The organism is Nocardia sp. NPDC046763 (genome assembly GCF_040645495.1).
Taxonomy (GTDB): Bacteria; Actinomycetota; Actinomycetes; order Mycobacteriales; family Mycobacteriaceae; genus Nocardia.
This window is the reverse complement of record NZ_JBEYYI010000007.1, coordinates 155,510-178,037: the sequence shown is the minus strand read 5'-3', so window position 1 is coordinate 178,037 and position 22,528 is coordinate 155,510. Positions and strand designations below refer to the sequence as shown.

General features: G+C 68.7%; 17 protein-coding genes and 1 pseudogene. 5 read left to right on the top strand and 13 right to left on the bottom strand.

The window, feature by feature from the left end:
- Positions 1-103 precede the first annotated feature (103 nt).
- From cydD to ABZ909_RS14420, 4 genes and pseudogenes are all read right to left on the bottom strand, one after another.
- Positions 104-1,831: pseudogene (cydD, locus tag ABZ909_RS14435) on the bottom strand (thiol reductant ABC exporter subunit CydD); the annotation flags it as partial.
- 66 nt (positions 1,832-1,897) lie between these two features.
- Positions 1,898-2,947, bottom strand: a complete 1,050-nt coding sequence (cydB, locus tag ABZ909_RS14430) for a cytochrome d ubiquinol oxidase subunit II (RefSeq protein WP_356998899.1) — start codon at positions 2,945-2,947, stop codon at positions 1,898-1,900.
- A 9-nt stretch (positions 2,948-2,956) separates the two neighbouring features.
- Entirely contained in the window at positions 2,957-4,432 is a 1,476-nt protein-coding gene (locus ABZ909_RS14425; protein ID WP_356998897.1) for a cytochrome ubiquinol oxidase subunit I, read from the bottom strand.
- A gap of 204 nt (positions 4,433-4,636) precedes the next feature.
- Entirely contained in the window at positions 4,637-5,563 is a 927-nt protein-coding gene (locus ABZ909_RS14420; RefSeq protein ID WP_356998895.1) for an aminodeoxychorismate lyase, read from the bottom strand.
- 317 nt (positions 5,564-5,880) lie between these two features.
- Here ABZ909_RS14420 and ABZ909_RS14415 point away from each other — a divergent pair, with 317 nt between their 5' ends.
- The 4 genes from ABZ909_RS14415 (at position 5,881) to ABZ909_RS14400 (ending at position 9,052) form a co-directional block, all read left to right on the top strand.
- Complete coding sequence (locus ABZ909_RS14415) at positions 5,881-6,996, top strand: folate-binding protein (RefSeq protein WP_356998892.1); 1,116 nt, start codon at positions 5,881-5,883, stop codon at positions 6,994-6,996.
- Positions 6,993-7,664 (top strand): MOSC domain-containing protein, encoded by a 672-nt coding sequence (locus ABZ909_RS14410; protein ID WP_356998889.1) that lies wholly within the window; start codon positions 6,993-6,995, stop codon positions 7,662-7,664. The genes ABZ909_RS14415 and ABZ909_RS14410 overlap by 4 nt, the downstream gene beginning before the upstream one ends.
- 26 nt (positions 7,665-7,690) lie before the next feature.
- Positions 7,691-8,653 carry an asparaginase gene (locus ABZ909_RS14405; protein ID WP_356998886.1) on the top strand — a complete coding sequence of 321 codons (963 nt, stop codon included), beginning with the start codon at positions 7,691-7,693 and terminating at the stop codon, positions 8,651-8,653.
- 186 nt (positions 8,654-8,839) lie between these two features.
- Positions 8,840-9,052: a DUF3073 domain-containing protein gene (locus ABZ909_RS14400; protein ID WP_083868555.1), complete on the top strand. Its 213-nt coding sequence runs from the start codon at positions 8,840-8,842 to the stop codon at positions 9,050-9,052.
- A gap of 346 nt (positions 9,053-9,398) precedes the next feature.
- Here the strand turns inward: ABZ909_RS14400 and purM are convergent, their stop codons facing one another.
- The 6 genes from purM to purF form a co-directional block, all read right to left on the bottom strand.
- The gene (purM, locus tag ABZ909_RS14395; RefSeq protein WP_356998884.1) at positions 9,399-10,478 is read right to left on the bottom strand and encodes a phosphoribosylformylglycinamidine cyclo-ligase; all 1,080 of its coding nucleotides are present in this window, start codon (positions 10,476-10,478) and stop codon (positions 9,399-9,401) included.
- A gap of 212 nt (positions 10,479-10,690) precedes the next feature.
- Positions 10,691-12,427: an ABC transporter ATP-binding protein gene (locus ABZ909_RS14390; RefSeq protein WP_356998882.1), complete on the bottom strand. Its 1,737-nt coding sequence runs from the start codon at positions 12,425-12,427 to the stop codon at positions 10,691-10,693.
- The gene (locus ABZ909_RS14385; protein ID WP_356998880.1) at positions 12,420-13,487 is read right to left on the bottom strand and encodes an ABC transporter permease; all 1,068 of its coding nucleotides are present in this window, start codon (positions 13,485-13,487) and stop codon (positions 12,420-12,422) included. The genes ABZ909_RS14390 and ABZ909_RS14385 overlap by 8 nt, the downstream gene beginning before the upstream one ends.
- Positions 13,487-14,497 carry an ABC transporter permease gene (locus ABZ909_RS14380; protein ID WP_356999255.1) on the bottom strand — a complete coding sequence of 337 codons (1,011 nt, stop codon included), beginning with the start codon at positions 14,495-14,497 and terminating at the stop codon, positions 13,487-13,489. The genes ABZ909_RS14385 and ABZ909_RS14380 overlap by 1 nt, the downstream gene beginning before the upstream one ends.
- A gap of 118 nt (positions 14,498-14,615) precedes the next feature.
- Positions 14,616-16,202 (bottom strand): ABC transporter substrate-binding protein, encoded by a 1,587-nt coding sequence (locus ABZ909_RS14375; RefSeq protein ID WP_356998877.1) that lies wholly within the window; start codon positions 16,200-16,202, stop codon positions 14,616-14,618.
- A gap of 303 nt (positions 16,203-16,505) precedes the next feature.
- Complete coding sequence (gene purF, locus ABZ909_RS14370) at positions 16,506-18,110, bottom strand: amidophosphoribosyltransferase (protein ID WP_356998874.1); 1,605 nt, start codon at positions 18,108-18,110, stop codon at positions 16,506-16,508.
- 128 nt (positions 18,111-18,238) lie between these two features.
- Here purF and ABZ909_RS14365 point away from each other — a divergent pair, with 128 nt between their 5' ends.
- Positions 18,239-19,537, top strand: a complete 1,299-nt coding sequence (locus ABZ909_RS14365) for an ABC transporter permease (RefSeq protein ID WP_356999253.1) — start codon at positions 18,239-18,241, stop codon at positions 19,535-19,537.
- On the opposite strand, the gene ABZ909_RS14360 is transcribed toward ABZ909_RS14365, so the two are convergent.
- The 3 genes from ABZ909_RS14360 to ABZ909_RS14350 are packed head-to-tail and all read right to left on the bottom strand — an operon-like array spanning position 19,534 to position 22,379.
- Positions 19,534-19,920, bottom strand: coding sequence for a sterol carrier family protein (locus tag ABZ909_RS14360; RefSeq protein ID WP_356998872.1), 387 nt, complete (start codon positions 19,918-19,920; stop codon positions 19,534-19,536). The genes ABZ909_RS14365 and ABZ909_RS14360 overlap by 4 nt on opposite strands.
- 9 nt (positions 19,921-19,929) lie before the next feature.
- On the bottom strand, positions 19,930-20,574 hold the full coding sequence (locus tag ABZ909_RS14355; protein ID WP_356998870.1) for a CPBP family intramembrane glutamic endopeptidase: 645 nt from the start codon (positions 20,572-20,574) through the stop codon (positions 19,930-19,932).
- A 2-nt stretch (positions 20,575-20,576) separates the two neighbouring features.
- Positions 20,577-22,379 carry an alpha/beta hydrolase gene (locus tag ABZ909_RS14350; protein WP_356998867.1) on the bottom strand — a complete coding sequence of 601 codons (1,803 nt, stop codon included), beginning with the start codon at positions 22,377-22,379 and terminating at the stop codon, positions 20,577-20,579.
- Between the last annotated feature and the right edge of the window lie 149 nt (positions 22,380-22,528).

Below are 22,528 nucleotides of genomic sequence, written 5' to 3'. Positions count from 1 at the left end.
CGCTGAGCTCGGCGGACGGGTCCGTCGCGGCCTGTGATTGCGGTGGGGCGGTCGCCGTCGTATCCGACTGTGCGGGTTCGTGCTCGGACGGCGCAGTGGTCGTGGCACGGACCTCGACCACGTGGTCGGCGATGGCGAGAACCGAGGGGCGGTGGGCGACCAGGACAACGGTGGCTCCGGCGCGGGCGCGGGCGGTCAGGGCCGCGAGAACCGTTGTCTCGGAGGCGTCGTCGAGGTGGGCGGTGGGTTCGTCCAGGAGCAGGATCGAGCGTGGGGCGGCGAGGGTGCGGGTGAGGGCGAGACGCTGGCGCTGGCCCAGGGAGAGGCCGATGCCGCCGGTACCGAGCACGGTGTCCCAGCGGGACGGGAGGGTGGCCAGGACGGCATCGAAACCGGTTGCGGCGCAGGCGGCGTCGACCTGGCCGGGGCCGGATGGGGGGCCCAGGAGTTCGAGGTTGGCGCGGAGGGTGCCGGGGACGAGGACCGGGCGCTGGGGCAGCCAGGCGATATGTGACCACCAGTGGTCGGGGTCCAGGTCGGAGACCGGGACGCCGTCGACGAGAACGCTTCCGGAGTCGGGGGTGAGCAAGCCCAGGATGGCTTGCAGCGCTGTCGATTTGCCGCACCCGTTCGGGCCGGTGAGGACGGTGACCGTGCCCGGCCGGAGGGCGGCGGACAGCCCTTCGGGTGCGTATCCGTCGCGTGCCTGCACGGTGAGTTCGCGGATGTCGATATGGCCGTGCGGGTTCGGGTGCTCAGGTCCGGTCGGCACGGGCATCGGCGCAGCGGATGCCGCATCGGTGTTCGCGTCCGAGTCGGCGGACGCGGTGTCCGGCTCGAGGATGGCGAAAGCCTTGTCGGCGGCGGCCATTCCGTCCTGGGCGGCGTGGAAGCGTTCACCGACGGCGCGCAACGGGAGGTAGACCTCGGGGGCGAGAATGAGGGCGAGCAGCCCCGCGTGCAGGCCCATGTGGCCGAACACCAGGCGCATGCCGATGGAGACCGCGACCAGGGCCACGCACAGGGTGGCGAGCATTTCCAGGACCATCGAGGATAGGAAGGCCAGCCGCAGCGCCGACATGGTCCGGCGGTGCAGAACATCGCCGAGCTCGCGAACCCGGCCCGCCATGCCGCGCGGCGAATCGCCCTCTCCCCCACCGCTGTCCGCGCGTCCCGTCTCGCGGCCGAGCGCGCGCAGGGTCGGCATGCCCGCGAAGAGGTCGAGAAGCTGGTCGGAGAGCCGAGTGGTGGCGGCCAGGGTGCCGGCGGATTTCCCCTGGGTGAGCAGGCCGATGAGGATCATGAAGATCGGGATCAGCGGCAGGGTGACGAAAATGATCAGGCCGGAGACCCAGTCGTGCACCGCGATCACGGCCAGCACCACCGGTGGGACGAGCATTGCCAGCAACAGGGCGGGCAGGTAGCCCGCGAGGTAGGCGCGCAGTCCGCTCAATCCGGAGCCGACCACGACCGCGAGTTCGGTACGGCGGCTCTCCAATTCCCGTGGCGGGAGCTGGGCCCCCGCTGCCAGGGCGGCGGTCTCGAGTTCGGCGACCACCTGCGCCCCGGCCCGGTGCGCGAGCCGCGACTGCCACCAGGTGGCGGCCGCCCGGCACCCGACCGCGACCACGAAGATCACCAGTTCGGTTGTCCAGGAACCGATGCGGCGCTGGTCCGGTTCGGTGATGACCCCCGCGAGCACCCGCGCCAGCGCGAGCGCCGCGACGACGATGCACCCCGTGGTGACCAGCGACAGCCCCACGCTCACCCCGAGATACCTGCGTGCGGAGCGGGCGTGCCGCCACAGTCGCGGGTCCACCGGTCGTGCCATGGTCGATCTCCTCTGCGAACGGGCGCGCCGGGCCCGTGGACATCACGTTCGGCGCGCCCGCTCCGTTCAGCTCTTCGCGGATTCCATGGGCAGCCCGATCGGGGCCGGGATCTGCTCCACGGTGAGCCGCTTGCGGAACACCCAGTACGTCCAGGCCTGATAGATCAGCACGACCGGGACCAGGGCCACCGCGACCCAGCTCATCACCACCAGCGTGTAGTGGGTCGAGGACGCCGCCACGGTGCCGCCGCGGCCGTCGACGGTGAGGCTGTACGCGTCATTGATGGTGGACGGCAGCACATTCGGGAACAGCGACCCGAACAGCAGCACGGTGGCCGCCGCGATGGTGACCGCGGTGCCGGTGAAGGCCCAGCCGTCCCGGCCCTGGGTGGCGGCGAGACCCGCCACCACCAGTCCGACCACGGCCAGCACCAGCGGAATCCAGGTCCAGCCCTTGCCGTGGGCGAGCTGGGTCCAGATGCCGAAGGCCGCCACCACCACCGCGGTGGGCGCGAAGATCAGCCGGATGATGCGCTGGGCGTCGTCGCGCACCTCGTTGCCGGTCTTCAGGGCGATGAACACCGCACCGTGCAGCAGGAACAGCAGCAGCGTGGCCAGCCCCCCGAGAATGCCGTACGGGTTGAGCAGGTCGAGCAGCGTACCCGCGATGTGCTTGTGCTCGTTCAGCTTCACGCCGCGCACGATGTTCGCGAAGGCCAGACCCCAGGCCAGCGCCGGAATCCACGACCCGAGCGCGATGCCCACGTCACACCCGGCGCGCCAGCGCGGATCGTCGATCTTGCCGCGCCATTCGATGGCGCAGGCCCGTGCGATCAGCCCGACCAGGATGAGCAGCAGCGCCAGGTAGAACCCGGAGAACAGGCTGGCGTACCACTCCGGGAAGGCGGCGAACATGGCGCCGCCGCCGGTGAGCAGCCACACCTCGTTGCCGTCCCACACCGGGCCGATGGTGTTGAGCACGGTCCGCTTCTTCTGCTCGTCGCCGCGGCCGATGACGGGCATCAGCATGCCGACGCCGAAGTCGAAGCCCTCCAGCACGAAGTAGCCGGTGAACAGCACCGCGATCAGGAGAAACCAGAATTCTGGGAGACTCATCCTCGACTCCTAGTAGGCGAAGGAAAGCTTCTCGACGGGCTCCCCGGTCATCTTCGGGGTGGCCGCATCGGTGGACGCCTTCTCGGGTCCGGCGATCACGTAGCGGCGCATCAGGTAGAACCACCCGATGGCCAGCAGTCCGTAGAGCGCCGTGAAGACGATCAGCGAGGTGAGCACCGTGCCCGCCGATATCCCGGAGACGCCCTGCTGCACCGTCATCCGGATGTGCTGGTCGCCGGTGGGGTTGGGTGCGACCACCCAGGGCTGACGGCCCATCTCGGTGAACACCCAGCCGGAGATATTGCCCAGGTACGGGGTGGCGATGGCGAGCAGCGAAAGCCACTTGTACCAGGTCTTGTCCGGTACCCGGCCGCGGCGGGTGACCCAGAATCCGGCCAGTGCCAACAGGATCGGGCCGCCCATGAAACCGATCATGGCGCGGAAGGACCAGTAGGTCACGAACAGGTTGGGCCGGTAGTCGCCGATGCCGTACTTCTGGTTGTACTCGACCTGCAGGTCCTTGACGCCCTTCAGGGTGACGCCGGTGAAATCGCCGGTGGCCAGCCACGGCAGCACGTAGGGCACCTCGATGAGGTGGTCGACGCTGTCGCAGTTGTTGTGGGTGCCGACCGTCAGGACCGAGAAGTCGGGGTCGGTCTGGGTGTGGCACAGCGATTCCGCCGAGGCCATCTTCATGGGCTGCTGCTTGAACATGAGCTTGCCCTGGATATCACCGGTGAAGATGAGGGCGACCGAGGCGACCAGGATCACGTACAGGCCCAGCCGCGCACTCGGCCGCCACATGGTGCGGGCCTCCTCGATCGGCGCCTCGCTGCTCTCGGCCTTGCCCTTGCGCGCATTGCGCACCATCCACCATCCGGCGATGCCCGCGACGAAAGTGCCTGCGGTGAGGAAGGATCCGGCCACCACGTGCGGGAAGGCGGCGAGGGTGGTGTTGTTGGTCAGCACCTGCCAGATGCTGTGCAGTTCAGCGCGGCCGGTCTCCGGGTTGTACTTCGCGCCGACCGGGTGCTGCATGAACGAGTTGGCCGCGATGATGAAGTACGCGGAGGCGTTGGTGCCGATGGCGACCAGCCAGATGCAGGCCAGGTGCACTTTCTGCGGCAGCCGGGTCCAGCCGAAGATCCACAGGCCCAGGAAGGTCGATTCCATGAAGAAGGCGACCAGCGCCTCCATGGCCAGCGGAGCGCCGAACACGTCGCCGACGAAGCGGGAGTATTCGCTCCAGCCCATGCCGAACTGGAATTCCTGCACGATGCCGGTGGCGACGCCGAGGGCGAAGTTGATCAGGAACAGCTTGCCGAAAAACTTTGTGAGCCTGAGCCAATGCTCCTTACCGGTGATCACCCAGGCGGTCTGCATACCCGCGACGAGCGGAGCGAGGCCGATGGTGAGGGGCACCAGGATGAAGTGATAGACGGTGGTAATTCCGAATTGCCAGCGCGCCAGATCTACGACGCTCATCTGACCTCCCTGCCGATCTACGACATGACGTAGTAAACGACACTACGCCGACTGGTCTTCAGATCAACATGCGCCGCGCCACAGTGTGCGGAAAAGTTGCCCCTAGGTGACAAATCGACCACCAAGGTCCCCGCCCCGCCGGGCGAATCAGGGACCGAATCAGGCGAAAGTCCCTTGATCCCCGGACCGACGGCCCGGCCGGAATCACCAGTCCGACAGGCTCCCCGGCAGCGCGATACCGCGATTCACCATCTCGACGATCTCGTTCGCACTATCGGGCGCCGACATGCGCAGACCGTCCAGCGAATTGACCCGCGCGGCCAGGGTGATCGAGGACAGCATCCAGACCGCGTCGGCGGTGATCAGGTCGGCGGTGAACAGCGGCTCGTACAGGCACTCCCAGCCCGCCTTCTCCGCCTGCGCGAACAACGCGCGCTGGGTGGTGCCGGGCAGCACGCCATTGCGCGCGGGCGGGGTGATGAGCTTGTTGTCGCGCTGCACGACGACTGTCGAGCGCGGCCCCTCCAGCACCCGATGCTCGGTGCTGGTGAAGATGACGTCGTCGGCGCCCATCCGCTGGGCGAACCGCAGCGCGGACATATTGGTGGCATAGGACAGGCTCTTCGCGCCCAGCAGCAGCCACGGCGCGTTCTGCGCCACGTCGATGGAGATGCCCTTCGAGAGCGTGATCACCGAAACACCTTCGGTGCGCGCCTTTTCCACGCGGTCCGGGACCGGCACCACGAAAACGTAACCGGTGGTTGCCGGTTCGGCGCCGGCCAATACCCCACTGTCGTTTGCCATTCGTTCGCCACCGGCTCCGTGATCGCTGTCACGTCCCCGGGTGAGCACCATGCGCAGCGTCCCCTCGCGCTCGCTCCCCCACTGTTCGGCGGCCAGCTCCACGGCGAACCGCCACGCCTCCAGATCCGGCACGGGCAACTCGAGCGCCTCCGCCGAGCGGCGCAGCCGGGCCAGATGCAGCTCCAGCGCACCGGGCACGCCCCCGCGCACCAGCACCGTCTCGAAGATGCCGTCCCCCCGCAGCACCCCGATATCGTCCGCATACAACAACGGCGCGTCCGGATCCCGGATCGCGCCGTCGAGTGTCACCAAAACCCGTTCCACCATGGACTCGACCCTATGACAGATCGAGGACCCCGGCGGCCATACCGTGCCACCCAGCCGGTCAACCCGCCCGCCGCCACGCCGTAAACCCCTGCCCGCGGCCCATTGGCGACATCGTTCCGGGCACGACGAACCCACCCATGACCTGATCACGCCACCCGGTCCCGTCTCCCAACGCGACAACTGATCGCGCACCGATCCGGGTAACTCACCGGTACGTCCAAAATCGGGTCGGCTCCCGACCGCCGGCACGCGTGCCAACCGGCGACGGCTCCGAAGCCGTGCGCTGAAGGCTCGGAGAGGCGGGTTAGTGTGGGAGTGTGTCCACATCGGTTGCACCCAGTCCGATTCTGCAGGTTCCAGGGGCTGTCGCGGGGCTGCCGCAGTCACCGGATGCCCCGGTCGCGTGGCATTACGGCGATCCCTTCGGCGAGCAGCGCACGGCGATACACGGGGTCGCGGTGGTCGATCGCTCCCACCGATTCGTGCTGTCGATCACCGGCAAGGAACGGCTGAGCTGGCTGCACACCATCTCCAGTCAGGCGGTCGCCGATCTGGGTGACGGGGAATCGGCCGAGAATCTGGACCTGGATCTGAACGGCCGGGTGCTCAACCACTTCGTGCTCACCGACCTGGACGGCACGGTGTGGATCGACACCGAGGGCGTGCGCGGCCCCGAGCTGCTGAGCTTCCTGCAGAAGATGGTGTTCTGGGCCGACGCCAAACCCGTTGACGCGAACGACCATGCGGTGCTGAGCCTGCTGGGCCCGGGTGTGGCCGAGCTCACCGAAACCCTCGGCGTCCCAGCCCTTCCCGGCACCTATCGCGCGGTCCCCCTGCCCGGCGGCGGTTTCCTGCGCCGCATGCCCTGGCCCACCGCGGACTCCTTCGACCTGATCGTCCCCCGCGAACAGCTGGCCACCTGGTGGGCGCGGCTGCGCGACGCGGGCGCGGCGGCCGCGGGACTGTGGGCGTTCGAGGCGCTACGGGTGGCCGCGCTGCGCCCGCGCCTGGGCGTCGACACCGACGACCGCACCATCCCGCACGAGGTGAACTGGATCGGCGGCCCCGCCGAACACGGTGCGGTGCACCTGAACAAGGGCTGCTACCGCGGCCAGGAGACGGTGGCCCGGGTGCACAACCTCGGCAAGCCGCCTCGGCACCTGGTGCTGCTGCACCTGGACGGTTCCGCGGATTCCCGCCCCGAGACCGGCGACCCTGTGACCGCGGGCGGCCGGGCCGTCGGCGTCCTGGGCACCGTGATCGACCACTACGAACTCGGCCCGATCGCCCTAGCCCTGATCAAACGCACCATCCCGGCCGACACCGCCCTGGTGGCGGGCCCGTGCGCGGCGGCCATCGACCCGGATTCGGTACCCGCCCACGACGAGCCGCAGGCCGGCCGGCTCGCCGTCGAGAAACTGCGCGGCCGGTGAACGCCGCCGGTCCGATCGGCCGGGTGCTGGCCGTCTGCGTGGTGTACGCCGAACTGGAGCTGCCCACCCGGTCCGCCAAGGTGGGCCGCACCGCCATCGACAAACGTCCGCTGCCGCACCGGGTTCCGGTCCGGGCGCTGGGGCTGGACGGCGATCACGTGTGCGACACCAAACATCACGGCGGCGTGGACCAGGCCGTCTACGCCTACGCGGAGGAGGACGCGCGGCGCTGGGCCACCGAGCTCGGCCGGGACCTGGACGCGGGCTGGTTCGGTGAGAACCTGCGCCTGACCGGCCTGCCCGTGAGCGACGCGGTCATCGGCGAACGCTGGGCCATCGGCGACACCCTGCTCGAGGTGTCCGCCCCGCGCGTCCCGTGCTCCACCTTCCAGTGGCGCTCCGGCGAACCGCAGTGGGTGAAACGCTTCACCGCACAGGCGAATACGGGCGCCTATCTGCGCGTGCTCACCGAGGGCGCGATCGGCGCGGGCGACGAGGTGCGGGTGGTGTACGTGCCCGAGCACGGGATCACCGTCCGTGACCTGTTCACCGGTGCCGACCCGGCCCGCCTGGAGCTGCTGGCCGAGGCCGAACCCACCATCTCCGACGACGTCCGCATGCAGATCGATCGCCACCGCCGCCGTCACGCCGGAGCGGCCGCCCGATGACACCGACTTCCGAGGGGAGCCCCACCATGAGCGTCGATCTGGTCGAGGTGGTGCGGTCCGGGTTCCGGGAGTGCGTGCACCGCGGATCGGCGGTGGTGCTGCGCCCGGACGGCGAGCCGCTGGTCGCGGTGGGCGCGGTACACGGCCCGATCTTCCCGCGCTCCACCAACAAGCCGATGCAGGCACTCACCCTGCTGCGCAACGGTTTCGAGCCGGTGGACGATGCCGAGCTGGCCATCGTCACCGCCTCGCACTTCGGCGAGGCCGATCACGTGAAGCTGGTGCAGCGTTTGCTGGAGCGCTTCGGCTTCACCGAGGACGATCTCGAGTGCCCGCCCGATCTGCCGTTCGAGGAGCACGCCCGGGCGCAGGCACTGGCCGGGCGTGACCGTGCGAAGGCGTCCCGCCGCGTCTACATGAACTGCTCCGGCAAGCATGCCGCCATGCTCGCGACCTGCCGGATCAACGACTGGCCCACCCGCGGCTATCTCGAGGTCGGGCACCCGCTGCAGCGGGCCGTGCTGGAGACGGTCGGCGAGGTGACCGGTGAACCGGAGAGCGATCTGGGCATCGACGGCTGCGGTCTGCCGATCGTGCCGGTGTCGCTGGTGAATCTGGCGCGCGCCTACGCGACCTTCGCCACCGCGCCCGAGGGCAGCCCGGAACGCCGTCTCGCGGACGCGATTCGCGCGCATCCGCGAGTGATTTCCGGCACGGATGGTCCCGATTTCCGGGTGATGACCGCGACCCCCGGCCTGGTGTGCAAGATCGGCGCGGACGGGGTGCACGCCGGCGCGCTACCGGACGGTTCGGCCTTCGCCTACAAGATCGATGACGGCGCCGATCGCGCGCGACTTCCCCTGACGCTGGCCATTCTCCAGCGTATGGGGGTGCCGTGGACCGACGAGCACGCCGAGCTGGCGGCCCCCGCCGTGCTCGGCGGCGGAGCCCGGGTGGGCATCGTCAGAGCGATTCCCGGGGTGCTGTAGCCCCGGTCGGCAACCTTTTCGCGCGGGCCCGGAGACCACCGGGCCCGGCCCCGGGACGTTTATCCCCCACTCCTGGAAGCGCGACCGCCGGACACACGCTAAAGTGTTCGTCAGGAAGAGTATTAATTCGAACGGGGCCGCCAAACCCACCCCAGGCCGCCCCGCAGTGACGCGAGGGGGTCAGCCATGGGCCGTGGCCGGGCTAAGGCAAAGCAGACCAAGGTTGCACGGGAGCTCAAGTACAGCTCGCCGTCGACCGACTTCACGAGCCTTCAGCGCGAGCTGTCGGGGAGTGCCTCCGACACACAGCGGAGTGGTGTGCTTTCCGAAGAGCATGACGCGAGCGAATCGCGGTCGAGCTGGGAAGAAGAAGACAGCTACGACGACTGGCGTCGCTGACTCGGATATTTCGACGTACTGCAGGGGGAGGCCGATGGGCTTCCCCCTTTAGCACGTCGTTTTGAGTCGAGAAGCACGCTGCGCTGACGATTTGCCAGCAGCACTGACGGCTCCCCCGCCGCTCCGCGCCTTTGGCGCACGGCTGGGGAGCCGTAGCTAATTCGGCACGCGTGCCGCCGGTCGAGTGCCGATCCGACTCTGGACGTACCCGACGAGTTACCCTCACCGAAACGAATTCAGTTGTCACGTTGGGAGACGGGCGATTTGGCTAGCCGCCGGATATAGCGAAGGCCCCGGCCACTCTCCAGAGTGGCCGGGGCCCTTCGTTTGTGTTGCTGTCCGGCGCTCAGAAGCGCGGGTGGTCTCCCACCAGGACGGCGCGGGCGGCGTCGGCGTCCTTGGCCTTCTTCACCGTGCCGAGGGTCCAGCAGTCGATGTGGCGGGCGGTGAGGACAGCGAGGGCTCGGTCGGCGTCCTCGGGGGCGACGACGGCGACCATGCCCACGCCCATGTTGAAGGTCTTCTCCATCTCGGCCCGCTCGACACGGCCGCGCTGGGCGATCATCTTGAAGACCGGGGCCGGGTTCCAGGTGCCGCGATCCAGCTCGGCGACCAGGCCGGCGGGGAGCACGCGGGCCAGGTTGGCAGCCAGGCCGCCACCCGTCACGTGGCAGAAGGTGCGGACGTCGGTCTCGGCGATCAGGGCCAGGCAGTCCTTGGCGTAGATCTTGGTCGGCTCGAGCAGTTCCTCGCCGAGGGTGCGGCCGAATTCCTCCACGTGCCCGGTGAGGGACATCCGGTCGATGTCGAGCAGCACCTTGCGGGCCAACGAGTAGCCGTTGGAGTGCAGCCCGGAGGCGCCCATGCCGATCACCACGTCGCCGGGGCGGACGCGGTCCGGGCCGAGCACGGCGTCGGCCTCGACCACGCCGACGCCGGTGGCGGACAGGTCGTAGTCGTCGACGCCCATCAGGCCCGGGTGCTCGGCGGTCTCGCCGCCCAGCAGGGCGCAGCCAGCGATGACGCAGCCCTCGGCGATACCGGAGACGATCTGCGCGACGCGTTCCGGGACCACCTTGCCGACGGCGATGTAGTCCTGCAGGAACAGCGGTTCGGCGCCGCAGACCACCAGGTCGTCGACGACCATGGCGACCAGGTCGAGGCCGACGGTGTCGTGCTTGTCGAGGGCCTGGGCGACCGCGATCTTGGTGCCGACGCCGTCAGTGGAGGCGGCGAGCAGGGGCTCCTTGTAGCCGCCCTTCAGTGCGAACAGTCCCGCGAAGCCGCCGAGTCCGCCCTGTACTTCGGGGCGGCTGGCCTTCTTGGCCAGGGGAGCGAACAGCTCGACTGCGCGGTCACCGGCTTCGATATCGACGCCGGCCGCCGCGTACGAGGCACCGGCACCGCTGGGGATCTGTTCAGTCATTGTCGGAGAGAGCTCCAAGCCGAATCGATGGAATGATGCCTGCTCACGCTAGCTCACCCGCCTCCTCGAGAACTCAGCGGGATCACCCGCCTCCCCGAGAATTCAGCGGGAGACAAAGAGCCGTCGGACTCCAGCACCCGTGCCGGCGGCTGGGTGCCAAATCTATTTTGGACGTACCCGGTGAGTTACCCATAGCGCTACGAGATTCGTTGTCACGTTTCGTAACGATGCCGACGCCGTTGCTCCACCGGGTCGGGAACCGGGACGGCAGCGACCAGTCGGCGGGTGTAGTACTCGCGCGGGTTGCGGAGGATGTCGTCGTTGGTGCCCTGTTCGATGACGGTGCCGTTGCGCAGCACCACGATCCGATCGGCCAGCTGATCCACCACGGCGAGGTCGTGGCTGATGAACAGGCAGGCCCAGCCGAACTCGCGCTGGAGACCGGCGAACAGCTCGAGCACCCGGGCCTGCACCGAGACGTCCAGGGCGCTGGTGGGTTCGTCGGCGACCAGCAGGTCGGGATTGAGCACCAGGGCCCGGGCCAGGCTGACGCGCTGGCGCTGGCCTCCGGAAAGCTCGTGCGGGTAGCGCTTTTCCACCCCGGCCGGGAGCTGCACGTCGTCGAGGAGGCGGCGGACGCGGTCGCGGGCGGGCGCGCCCTTGGCCTGTTTGTGCACCAGCAGCGGTTCGGCCACACAGTCGCCGATGGTGAGGCGCGGGTTGAGGGAAGTGGCCGGGTCCTGGAAGACGAAGCCGAAGCGGCGGCGGATGGGCCGCAGCCGGCGTTCGGAGAGGCCCGCGATATCGGTGCCGAGCACCCGGACACTGCCCGCGGTGGGCCGCTGCAGACCGGCCACGCAGCGGCCGATGGTGGACTTGCCGGAGCCGGATTCTCCAACCAGGCCGAGGGTTTCGCCGCGGCGCAGGGTGAGGCCGACCTCGTTCACGGCCCGGAAGGACGGGCGGCCGAGTGGGGCCGGGAACTCCACCACCAGGCCGGAGACCTCGAGCACGGTGGCGGCATCGGCCGGGATGGGTTCGCGGACAATCGTTCTCGCCAGCGCCGCCCCGGCTACGGGTGTGGAGTCGGTTCTGGCCTCGACCCCAGCGGCCGATGCGCTGTCACCGGGATACTCCGCAGCTTCCCAGTTGTCCGGCAGCACATGCAGTTTCGGTACCGCGGCCAGGAGGGCACGGGTGTATTCGTGTTCGGGTTCGGCGAACAGCTTTTCCACTGGAGCCTCTTCGACGATGCGCCCCTCGCGCATCACCACCACGCGGTCGGCGAGGTCGGCGACGACGCCCATATTGTGGGTGATGAGCACGATGGCCGCGCCGATGCGGTCGCGCAGATCCCGGAGTAGTTCCAGGATTTCGGCTTGGACGGTGACGTCGAGGGCGGTGGTGGGTTCATCGGCGATGATCACCCGGGGCTCGCAGGCGATGGCGATGGCGATCACCACACGCTGTTTCTGGCCGCCGGAGAGCTGGTGCGGGTAGTAGTCCACCCGCGCCTCGGGGTCGGGCAGCCCGACGGCGCGCAGCAGTTCGATCGCCTTGGCGCGGGCCGGTTTCCGCTTCATGCCGGAGTGCGCCCGCAGCGCCTCACCGATCTGGAAGCCGACAGTGAACAGCGGGTCCAGGGCCGCGCCGGGCTCCTGGAAGATCATGGAGACGGCTCCGCCGCGCACCGCGGTGAGTTCCTTCTCGCTCATCCTGGTGATCGCTTTGGCGCCCAGCAGGACGTGCCCGCGGACGTCGGCGGTGGGCGGCAGCAGTCCCATGGCGGTGCGCGAGCTGACCGATTTACCGGAGCCGGATTCGCCGACCACGGCCAGCACCTCACCCGGATACACCTGGTAGGACACGTTTTTCACGGCCGTGACGGCACCCGCGTCGGTGGCGAAGGTGACGGTGAGGGAGTCGAAGGACAGGACGGGTTCAGGCATCGGCCGCCTCCTGCGCGGGTTCGGTGGCCGCGGATTCGGCGGCCGCAGGCTCGGTGGCCGCGGGCTCGGTGGCCGCGGGCTCGGGCTCGGTCTCGGTGGCGGCCGCGGTGGCGGCGCGGCGGGTGCGCAGCAGCGGGTTGAGCACCTCGTTGAGGCTCTCGCCGACCAGGGTCATGCCGAGCACCACGATCACGATGGCGGCGCCGGGGAACACGCCGGTCCACCAGATGCCGTTGGAGACATCGGCCAGCGCCTTGTTGAGGTCGTAACCCCATTCGGCGGCCTGGGTGGGTTCGATGCCGAAGCCGAGGAAGCCCAGCCCGGCCAGCGTGAGGATGGCCTCCGCGCCATTGAGGGTGATGAGCACCGGCAGCGACTGGGTGACATTGGCGAGAATGTGCCGGAACAGGATTCGCAGCGTGGACGCACCGGTGACGCGCGCGGCGTCCACGTACGGTTCCTGTTTCACCGAGATGGTGGCGTTGCGCACCACCCGGAAGTACTGCGGCACGAAGATGACGGTGATGGCGATGGCCGCCGACAGGATGCCGCCGAAGCTGCTGGACTGCCCGCCGGACACCACGATCGACACCACGATGGCCAGCAGCAGCGACGGGAACGCGTACATGGCGTCCATGAACAGCACCAGCACACGGTCCACCCAGCGCCCGAGGTAGCCGGACACCAGGCCCAGCGGCACGCCGACGATGAGCGACAGCACCAGCGATACCGCGATCACCGACAGCGCGGTGCGCGCCCCGAAGATGACCCGGGAGAGCACGTCCTCGCCGCGTACCGAGGTGCCGAACCAGTGCGCGGCCGACGGCGCCTGCTGCCGCGCGAAATCGACGCCGCCGGAGGCGTTCTGCGCGAATCCGTAGGGCGCCAGCAGGGGCGCGAAGACGGCCACCAGGATGAACCCCGCGACCAGAGCCAGCCCGAGCAGCAGCGTGGCCCGCTGTAGCCCGGAGGTCATGCGCACCAGGGCCGTTCCGGGGATCCGCAGCCGGGAGCGGGTCGGCGGGACCGGCGCCCGCACGCCGGTTTCGATGACGGTCATCAGAACCTCACCCTCGGGTCGATCAGCGCCACGATCAGGTCCACCAGGAAGCTCATGACGGCCACCACGATGGCGATGAACGCGACGATGCCCTGTACCGCCACGAAGTCGCGCGCCTGCAGGTAGGTGGCGAGCTGGTAGCCCAATCCCTTCCATTCGAAGGTGGTTTCGGTGAGCACCGCGCCGCCCAGCATCATGGCGATCTGCATGCCCATGACGGTGACCACCGGGATGAGGGCATTGCGGAAGGCGTGCCGTCCGGTGACGACGCGGTCGGACAGGCCGCGGGCCCGGGCGGCCTCCACGTAGCCCGAGCGCAGGGTCTGGATCAGGTTGATCCGCACCAGCCGCAGGAATACTCCCGCGGTGAGCAGGCCCAGCGCGATCGCCGGCAGCACCGCGTGTTTCAGCACGTCGACGATGTTCCCGGGGTCGCCGTAGAGGATCGCGTCGACGATCATGATGTTGGTCCTGGGCGACACGTGCTGCAGCTGCAGCTCAACGGTTGTACTCGCCCGCCCGGCCACGGGCAGCCAGCCCAGCTTGACCGCGAAGATCAGCTTCAACAGCAGGCCCACGAAGAACACCGGGGCCGCGTACACCAGGATCGCGAACAACCGCAGGCTCACGTCGGCGGCCGAATCCCGTTTGGTGGCCGCGTATCTGCCCAGCGGCACACCCACCGCGAAGGCGACCAGGAGCGCCCAGAACACCAGTTCCAGCGTGGCCGCACCATAGGTGACGATGACGTCGCTGATCGCCCGATTGTCCTGGGAGCGGCCGAAATCCCCGCGCAGCAGGCCGGACAGGTAGTCCCGGTACTGGGTGAGGATGGGCCGGGTGAGTCCGGCGGCCTCCTTGCGCCGCTGCAATTCCTCGGGCGTGAGCCGCCCACCCTGCGCGGCGGTGATGGGATCGCCGATCACCCGCATCAGGAAGAAGACCAGGGTCACCAGGATCCAGGTGGTGGGGATGATGAGCAGGGCTCGCACCCCGAGGTACCGCGCCAGCGCGCCGTAGCGGGTGTCGCCGCGGCGGGCCGGGAAGAACCTGCGGTGCGTTCGTGTACCCGCCGGGCGGGCCGGGATCGCCGGCCCGCCCTCGGGTTCGGTGGTCGTCACCATCCGACTACTTGCTCAGCACGCCGAAGCGGAACTTGGAGGAGGGGTCCAGGGTGTTGTCCACGCCCTGGATGTTCTTGCCCGCCACCGCGATCTGGTTGCCGGTGAGCAGCGGCACGATGGGCAGGAAGTCGGCCATCAGGTCGTGCTGCACGGTGGCGAGCGCGGCGGTCCGCTTGGCCGGATCCGGTTCGGTCAGTTCGGCGTTCAGCTCGGCGGTGATCTTCGGATCGCCGAAGTGGTTGCGCAGGAAGTTGTCCTCGGTGAAGAAGGGGCGCAGGTAGTCGTCGGCGTCCGGGTAGTCCGGGAACCAGCCGAACTGGAAGACCGGGTAGCCGTCGGTGGAGCGGGCCTTCTGGTAGGCGACCCATTCGGTGGACTGCAGATTCACCTTGAACAGCCCGGTGGCCTCGAGCTGGCTCTTGACGGCGGCGTACTCCTCGGAGCTAACGGTCCCGTAGTGCTCGGTGGTGTACTGCAGGTTCAGTTCGACCGGCGTGGCCACGCCCGCGTCGGCGAGGAGCTTGGCGGCCGCGTCCTTGTTCGGCAACGCGCCGTAGATGTCCTTCAGGGCCTCGGTGCCGCCCGGAACGCCCTTGGGCACCGGCGAATACAGCGGGGCCCAGGTGCCCTTGAACACACTGGTGGCCAGCGCCTCGCGGTCGACGGAGACGGCGACGGCCTTGCGCACGGCCAGCTTCTGAGCCGGATTGCCGCCGGGCTGGGTATTGAGGTTGAACACGATGTAGCGGGTGTCACCACCGGGCGACTGGTGCACGGTCACCTTGTCGCTGGTCTTCAGCGAATCCAGGTCGGTCGGGGTGAGGGTGTGCCAGGCGACGTCGATATTGCCCTGCTGCACATCGAGTTTCAGGTTCGCCGCCTCGGCGTAGTACTTCACCGTGACCGCGTCGGTCTTGGGTTTGCCGAACAGCCCGTTGTAGTCCGGGTTGGACTTGAACTCGACCAGCTTGTTCTTGTCGTAGCTGGTGATGGTGTACGGACCGGAGAACGGCTTCGCCTTCACGATGTCCTCGTCGGCGAGCACCTTGTCGGCGGGGAAGACCTTCTCGTCCACGATGGCCGCCGCCTGGGTGGGCAGGATGGCCGGGAAGGTCTGGTCGTTGCCCTTCTTGAGGGTGAAGGCGACGGTCTTGTCGTCGGGGGCGTCGGTGTGATCGAGGTTGTCCAGCAGCGCCTTCGGGCCCTGCGGGTCGTCGATCTTCACCATGCGGTCGAAGGAGAACTTCACGCTCTGCGCGGTGAGCGGATCACCGTTGGCGAATTTCAATCCGGGTTTGAGCGTGCAGGAGTAGACGGTCGGCGAGGTGAACTCGCACTTGTCGGCGGCATCGGGTTTCGGCACCGCCTCGCCCGCCGGGAAGTTCATCAGGAATTGGTAGACCTGAGTTTCCGCCAGCAGTGAGCCGTTGTCGTAGGCCCGGGCCGGATCCAGTGAGGTGACCTTGTCGGTGGTGCCGACCAGGATTCCCGCTCCCCCACCGCTGTCCGACGTCTTTCCCGAACCGCAGCCGGCGACCGCCAGCACCGCTAGTCCCGCAAATCCCACTGCCGCAACTCTTCTCGCGCGCATACTGCCCTGCTCTCGAAGCGCAGCGCAGCGGCCGGGTCACGGTCCCGCCGCGCCGCGGTGGACATCCTTTGGCTGGGCACAGTATCGACCGGTTATAACCGGCGTGTTGCGTTTCGGAACAATCAGTACACAAATCGAGCCATCCGCCCCAGGACGCCCATGTCGCAACTGCGCCACCGGATTTCCCTGTTCGGAGCGGAAAAAAATACGGTGCCCGTTCGCAATTACGCGAACGGGCACCGTGAATGCTTGTGCTTACGGGCGACTCAGCGCTTGTGCCTATGGGCGACTCAGCGCTTGTGCCTACGGGCGACTCAGCGCCGAGGCATTGACATTGTCCGCCAGCAGCTCGGTCTCGGTCGCGCCGGACAGCATGCCCTCGAGCACGTTCTTGCCGATGGCGTTCTCCGCCGGCAGCGCGATCGGGTAGTCGCCGTCGAAGCAGGCGCAGCACAGCCGCGAGCGCGGCTGCTCGGTGGCGGCGACCATGCCCTCGAGCGAGATGTAGCCGAGGCTGTCCGCGCCGATGGAGCGGCGCACGCCCTCCACCATGTCGTCGAGGCTCTCGCCCTCGATGCCCTCGGGGCCCGCGCCATTGGCGATCAGCTCCGCGCGCGAGGCGAAGTCGATGCCGTAGAAGCAGGGCCACTTGACCGGCGGGGAGGCGATGCGCACGTGGATCTCCAACGCGCCCGCCTCGCGGAGCATGCGGATCAGGGCCCGCTGGGTGTTGCCGCGCACGATGGAGTCGTCCACCACGACGAGCCGCTTACCGCGGATCACCTCGCGTAGTGGATTGAGCTTCAACCGGATGCCGAGCTGGCGGATGGTCTGGCTGGGCTGGATGAAGGTGCGGCCCACGTAGGCGTTCTTCATCAGGCCCTGGCCGTAGGGCACGCCGGAGCCCTGCGCGTAGCCGACGGCGGCCGGGGTGCCGGACTCCGGCACCGGGATGACCAGGTCGGCGTCGATCGGATGCTCGGCGGCCAGGCGGCGGCCGATGTCCACGCGGGTGGCGTGCACCGATCGGCCGGAGATGGTGGAGTCGGGCCGGGCCAGGTACACGAATTCGAAGACGCAGCCCTTGGGCGTCGGATTGGCGAAGCGCAGCGAGCGGACCCCGTCGGCGTCGATGGCGAGCAGCTCGCCCGGTTCGATCTCGCGCACGAAGGACGCGCCGACGATGTCGAGGGCGGCGGTCTCACTGGCTACGACCCAGCCACGGTCCAGCCGGCCCAGGCACAGCGGGCGCACCCCGTGCGGGTCACGGGCGGCGTAGAGGGTGTGCTCGTCCATGAAGGTGAGACAGAAGGCACCCTGCAGCGTCGGCAGCAACTCCATGGCCGCCTGCTCGATGCTCTTGTCGGCGGCCGCGTGCGCCAGCAGCGCGGTCATCACATCGGAGTCGGAGGTGGCGGCCACATTGCCCGCCAGGCGGCCGGTGACCAGTCCGAGTTCCCGTGCCCGCGTACTCAATTCGGCGGTATTGACCAGATTTCCATTGTGGCCCAGCGCGATTCCGGTACCGACCGCGGTGGTGCGGAAGATCGGCTGCGCGTTCTCCCAGGTGGTGGAACCCGTGGTGGAGTAACGACAGTGGCCGACGGCCACGTGGCCGGGCATAGCGGCCAGGGTCTGTTCGTCGAAGACCTGGCTGACCAGGCCGAGATCCTTGAAAACCAGCACCTGTGAGCCGTCGGCGACGGCGATGCCCGCCGCCTCCTGACCGCGGTGCTGCAATGCATAAAGTCCGTAATAAGTGAGCTTTGCCACATCTTCGCCCGGTGCCCAGACACCGAAGACACCGCACTCTTCGCGCGGTTCGTTCTCGTCCTGGTCGGAGGTGGTGGTGGCGGAGGGGAGATTCACCGTTTGCTCCCTGTTCGGCGGGCGGGGGGCGTTCGCCATTCTACGGGTAACCGCAAGGCAACCCACCGTTGGGATAACGGGGGTGGCAGGCGGATTGCTGTTAGCGTTCGACCGTGGCGAGCACCGAGAACACCGGCAGTACGGAAACCGCTCCACGACGCAGGCATCTGAGCCCGTTCAGGTGGGTGTTTCCCATTGTGGTGGTCACCCTGCTCGCCTCGCTGCTGGGCGTCATGTACCTCGATTACGTGGTCGATCCGGAGAAGAATCTGCACGACTTTCCGATCGCCCTGGTGAATCAGGATGTCGGCGACGATATCGGCGGCAAGCACGTCAACTTCGGCGATCAGGTCTCCGACGGTCTGCAGCAGGCGGTGCCGTCGGACCAGATCGATCTGCGGGTGCTCGGCATCAACGAGGCGCAGCTGCAGATGCAGTCCGCTCGGGTGTACGGCACGATCATCATTCCGTCCGACTTCTCCAAGCGGCTCGGCATTCTGGGTGTCGGCAGCGTGGTGCCCGGCGACATCGCCAAACCGGTGATCACGCTGCAGACCAATCCGCGCACCGGCGCGTTCGCCACCGCGGTGGTGCAGAAATTCGGTGACCGAGCTCTCACCCAGGTGAACGCTCTGGTCGGGCAGCAGCTGACCGACCAGGTGAAGGCGCAGCTGACGCCGCCCCCGGGCGCGCCCCCGACCGAGCTCACCGCGGCCACCCGACTGGTGCTGGCGCAGCCCCTGAACATCGTCGTCGACCAATTCCGGCCGCTGCCCGGCGGTTCCGGCGAAGGCCTGACCGCGTTCTTCTACAGCCTGCTGCTCCTGCTGGTCGGCATGGTCGGGGCGATGATCATCCACCAGCTCATCGATTCGGCCCTCGGATTCCTGCCGACCGAGTGGGGTCCGTGGTACGTGCACTATCCACGCGCATCGATCTCCCGGGTGAGGACGCTGCTCATCAAATGGTCGGCGGTGGTGGTGATGGCGCTGGCGGTCTCGGGTGCGCTGATGGGCATCGCGGCCGCGCTCGGCATGCCGATCGACAGACCGCTGCTGCTGTTCATCTACGGCACGCTGGTGATCGTCGCGGTCGGCTTCACCTGCACCTCGATGCTGGCCGCGGTCGGCACGGCGGGCCTGATCATCAATCTGATCATTTTCATCATCCTGGGCCTGCCCTCCTCCGGCGGCACCATTCCGATCGAGGCGACACCCAAATACTTCGGCTGGCTGGCCAAGTTCGAGCCGATGCACCAGGTCTTCCTGGGCACCCGCTCGATCCTGTACTTCTACGGCAACGGCCAGGCCGGGCTCACCCGCGGCGCATGGATGGCGGTGCTCGGCCTGACCATCGGCGTCGTCGGCGGCCTGTTCATCACCCGCTTCTACGACCGGAAGGGCTTGGAGCGCAAGCCGGTGGAGACTGCCGGCAACGGCAAGCACGCCAGGCCCGCGGACGCCTAGACGCCGGTCACCGGTAGCCACCGCGCGACTTCGGCCGCCCGGTTGCCGGAGGCGGACAGCGCCCCGGACTCGCGCGCGGCATCGAAACCCAGCAGCCCCGTGGCCAGCAGAAGCCAAGTGCGCGCGTCGGTTTCGACAACATTCGGCGGCGTCCCCCGGGTGTGCCGCGGCCCCTCGATGCACTGCACGGCCACGAACGGCGGCACCCGCACCTCGACCGAATGCCCCGGCGCATCCGCCGCCAGCGCCCGCGCCGTCCCCCGCACCGCCGCCGCGAGCTCGGCTCGGGCCGGGGCCGCGGTGGATTCATCGCGCAGCCACTCCCCCACCACCGCTACCGCCGCCCGCACCTCCGCCGGATCCACCGCACCTCGTCGCGCCATGCCGCGAGGCTACCGCCGCCCGAGACGTCGGGCGGCTTCCGGGGCGAGGGCTCCTCCGGCGTTGAGCGCCAGGTGCAGCAGGGCCGGGGCGCTGGCACTGCCGGTGCGGCGGCGGAGTCGATCGAAGAGCAGACCGGCGGCGGTGGTGAGCGCAACGGTGGCGGGGACGGGATCGGCTGCGGCACGGGCGGGCTGGATGTGGGAGAGGCCGAAGGTCAATGCGCCGAGGGCGATTCCCGGACGCCCGGACGCCCGCTCCAGGAGCGGCGTGAGGGTGGCCCGGTAGATGAGCTCCTCGGTGAGAACGGTGCCGCCCGGGATGTGCAGGGCGGTCCATTCGACGGTGGAGACCCCCGGGCCGCGGTCGGCGAGTTCGGCGAGGTGGCGGCGGGTCGCGGGCATGGCCAGGGCCGCCGCGTATCCGGAGAGGACCAGCCCGGCCGCGAGGGCGCCGGTGCGCAGGCCGCGCGGGGACAGCCAGTTCGGATCGCCGCGGAAGGCGAGGGCGTACGCGGCGGCGAAGACGGTGTTGGCGACGGTGCGGCCGCGAATGTCCAGGTCGAGCGCGGGCAGTGCACGGTTGCTCCACAGCAGCGGGAGCGCCGCCGCGGCAAGGGGTTTCGGGCGCAGCAGGGCGCGGGCCGTGGCGAGCACGGCTATTTCACCGCCCGCTCGTACGCCTCCGCGAGTTCGATCTGGGTGCGGATACGTTCGCCGAGATCCTGGTCCCAGTCGGGTGGGGCGGCGACGGCGGCCCAGCCGTCCAGTACCAGGGAGCCGTAGTTGTGGCCGTGACCGTCGCTGACGCCCTGGGCATTGGTGAGATCGGCGACGACCTGCCAGAAGGTGACGAAGGGCCACCAGCGCATCTGGGGCGAGACGTCCGCGCCGCGCGGCTCCGAGAGCCAATCCGGTTGGGAGAAGATGAGATCCGAGGACCACCAGACGATGGGGTCGGACGGGTGCTGAAGATAGGCGATGCGCGGTTTGCGCCAGTCGGCCGAGGGTTTGCCCAGATCGGCGGCGGTGGCGGCGAATCGGACCACCAGGCCGTCGGCGTAGATGGGATCCACCTGGCGGGTACCCGGATCACGGCGCTGAACGAACTGCTGCCACAGGCGATTCGAGTTGGGCGGGCCCACCCACAGCGCGCCGTCCACCTTGGAGCGCAGGTCGGCCAGGCCGTCGAAGGCGGATTCGGAGCCCTGGGAGCCGAGGCTCTCCCCGTACACCAGCAGCTTGGGCCGATGCTCGGGCGGCCGCTGCGACCAGCGCTGGTACACCGCGTCGAACATCTTCCGACCGTTGATCGCGACCTTCTGCCGGTCCGCCAGGAACGACAGCACGCTCGGCAGATACGAGTACTGCGAGGCCACGATGGCGGTGTCCCCGCCCCACATGTACTCGATGGCGGACGCCGCCTCCCCGTTCACCCAGCCGGTGCCGGTGGTGGTGGCCAGCACCAGCACCTTGCGGTCGAAGGCCCCGGTGCGCTCGAGTTCGGCGACCGCCAGGTCCTCCTCGGCGGTGTCCTTGCCCGCCGACTGCAACCCGACGTACACCCGGATCGGTACGCGCGCGGGCTTTCCCGTGACGGCGCTGATCAGCATGGGATCGGGTCCGTGCGAGACGAACCAGCGGCCCTCCGACCCCAGCGTCTCCCACTTGGCCAGCGAGGCCGGACTGCCCGAACGCTCGGGTTCGGCCGGTTGCACCGCGTATTCGGTCACCTTGTCATTGCGAACGCTGAACGCCGAGTTGGCGACCGCGAAGAAGGCGCGGGTGGCGACCCCGTTGAACAGCGTCACGATGAGCACGGTGAGCAGCAGCGCGCCGGTGGCGGGCGCGAACGTGGGCGGCACCCGCACCCAGCGGCTGAGCAGCCGCGCCAGGAATCGCACGACCTCGCGCAGCGTGCGGTAGACCGCCACCACCAGCGCGCCGACCGCGAAACTCAGCCCGCCCGTACGCAGATACGCGGCCCGGGTGGTGCCCTCCATCCCCATGAGGGTGGTGATCTCGCGCTGCCAGTCGGCGGACAGCACGAGCATGTAGCCCGCGACCAAAATGCAGACGACCACGACGGCGACCTTGATCACGTAGCGCGCCCACTCGGGTGGGGTGGCGATCTTGATGCGCGGCCGAATCCACTTGCGGAACAACCACTGCAGCACACAACCCACGCCGTAACCGATGGCGGCATTGAGGCCGGAGATCAAACCCTGGAACAGCCAGTCGCGCGGCACCAGCGACGGCGTCACCGACCACGCGAAGAAGAGGGTGGCCACCACGAGGCCGGTGTGATTGAGATCGATGATGTCCTCGACCCGGCGCGCGAACACCGCGACCTTGCGACCCCAGCCGCGCCGGAACCGTTTCCGGTACGCCACCACCCCGCGCAAATACAGCACGGTGCCGCGCGTGCGCAACCGCGTGAAGGCGTCGACGGAGTCCGGCACCCGTCAAGTATGGACGCAACCGGCCGGAATCCGAGGACCCCCGGGTGTGAGAGGGACCATCGCACCGGCGTGTCGGGCACGGCATCTACCCAGCTCCCTCGAGTAGTAGTACTCGGTCGATCCGCCGCGAACCCCGACAGACTCACACA

Bases quoted from the DNA above. Each gene is read 5' to 3' on its own strand.
- cydB (WP_356998899.1), bottom strand. From the start codon at position 2,947: ATGAGTCTCCCAGAATTCTGGTTTCTCCTGATCGCGGTGCTGTTCACC.
- ABZ909_RS14425 (WP_356998897.1), bottom strand. From the start codon at position 4,432: ATGAGCGTCGTAGATCTGGCGCGCTGGCAATTCGGAATTACCACCGTC.
- ABZ909_RS14420 (WP_356998895.1), bottom strand. From the start codon at position 5,563: ATGGTGGAACGGGTTTTGGTGACACTCGACGGCGCGATCCGGGATCCG.
- ABZ909_RS14405 (WP_356998886.1), top strand. From the start codon at position 7,691: ATGAGCGTCGATCTGGTCGAGGTGGTGCGGTCCGGGTTCCGGGAGTGC.
- ABZ909_RS14400 (WP_083868555.1), top strand. From the start codon at position 8,840: ATGGGCCGTGGCCGGGCTAAGGCAAAGCAGACCAAGGTTGCACGGGAG.
- purM (WP_356998884.1), bottom strand. From the start codon at position 10,478: ATGACTGAACAGATCCCCAGCGGTGCCGGTGCCTCGTACGCGGCGGCC.
- ABZ909_RS14390 (WP_356998882.1), bottom strand. From the start codon at position 12,427: ATGCCTGAACCCGTCCTGTCCTTCGACTCCCTCACCGTCACCTTCGCC.
- ABZ909_RS14385 (WP_356998880.1), bottom strand. From the start codon at position 13,487: ATGACCGTCATCGAAACCGGCGTGCGGGCGCCGGTCCCGCCGACCCGC.
- ABZ909_RS14375 (WP_356998877.1), bottom strand. From the start codon at position 16,202: ATGCGCGCGAGAAGAGTTGCGGCAGTGGGATTTGCGGGACTAGCGGTG.
- purF (WP_356998874.1), bottom strand. From the start codon at position 18,110: ATGGCGAACGCCCCCCGCCCGCCGAACAGGGAGCAAACGGTGAATCTC.
- ABZ909_RS14360 (WP_356998872.1), bottom strand. From the start codon at position 19,920: ATGGCGCGACGAGGTGCGGTGGATCCGGCGGAGGTGCGGGCGGCGGTA.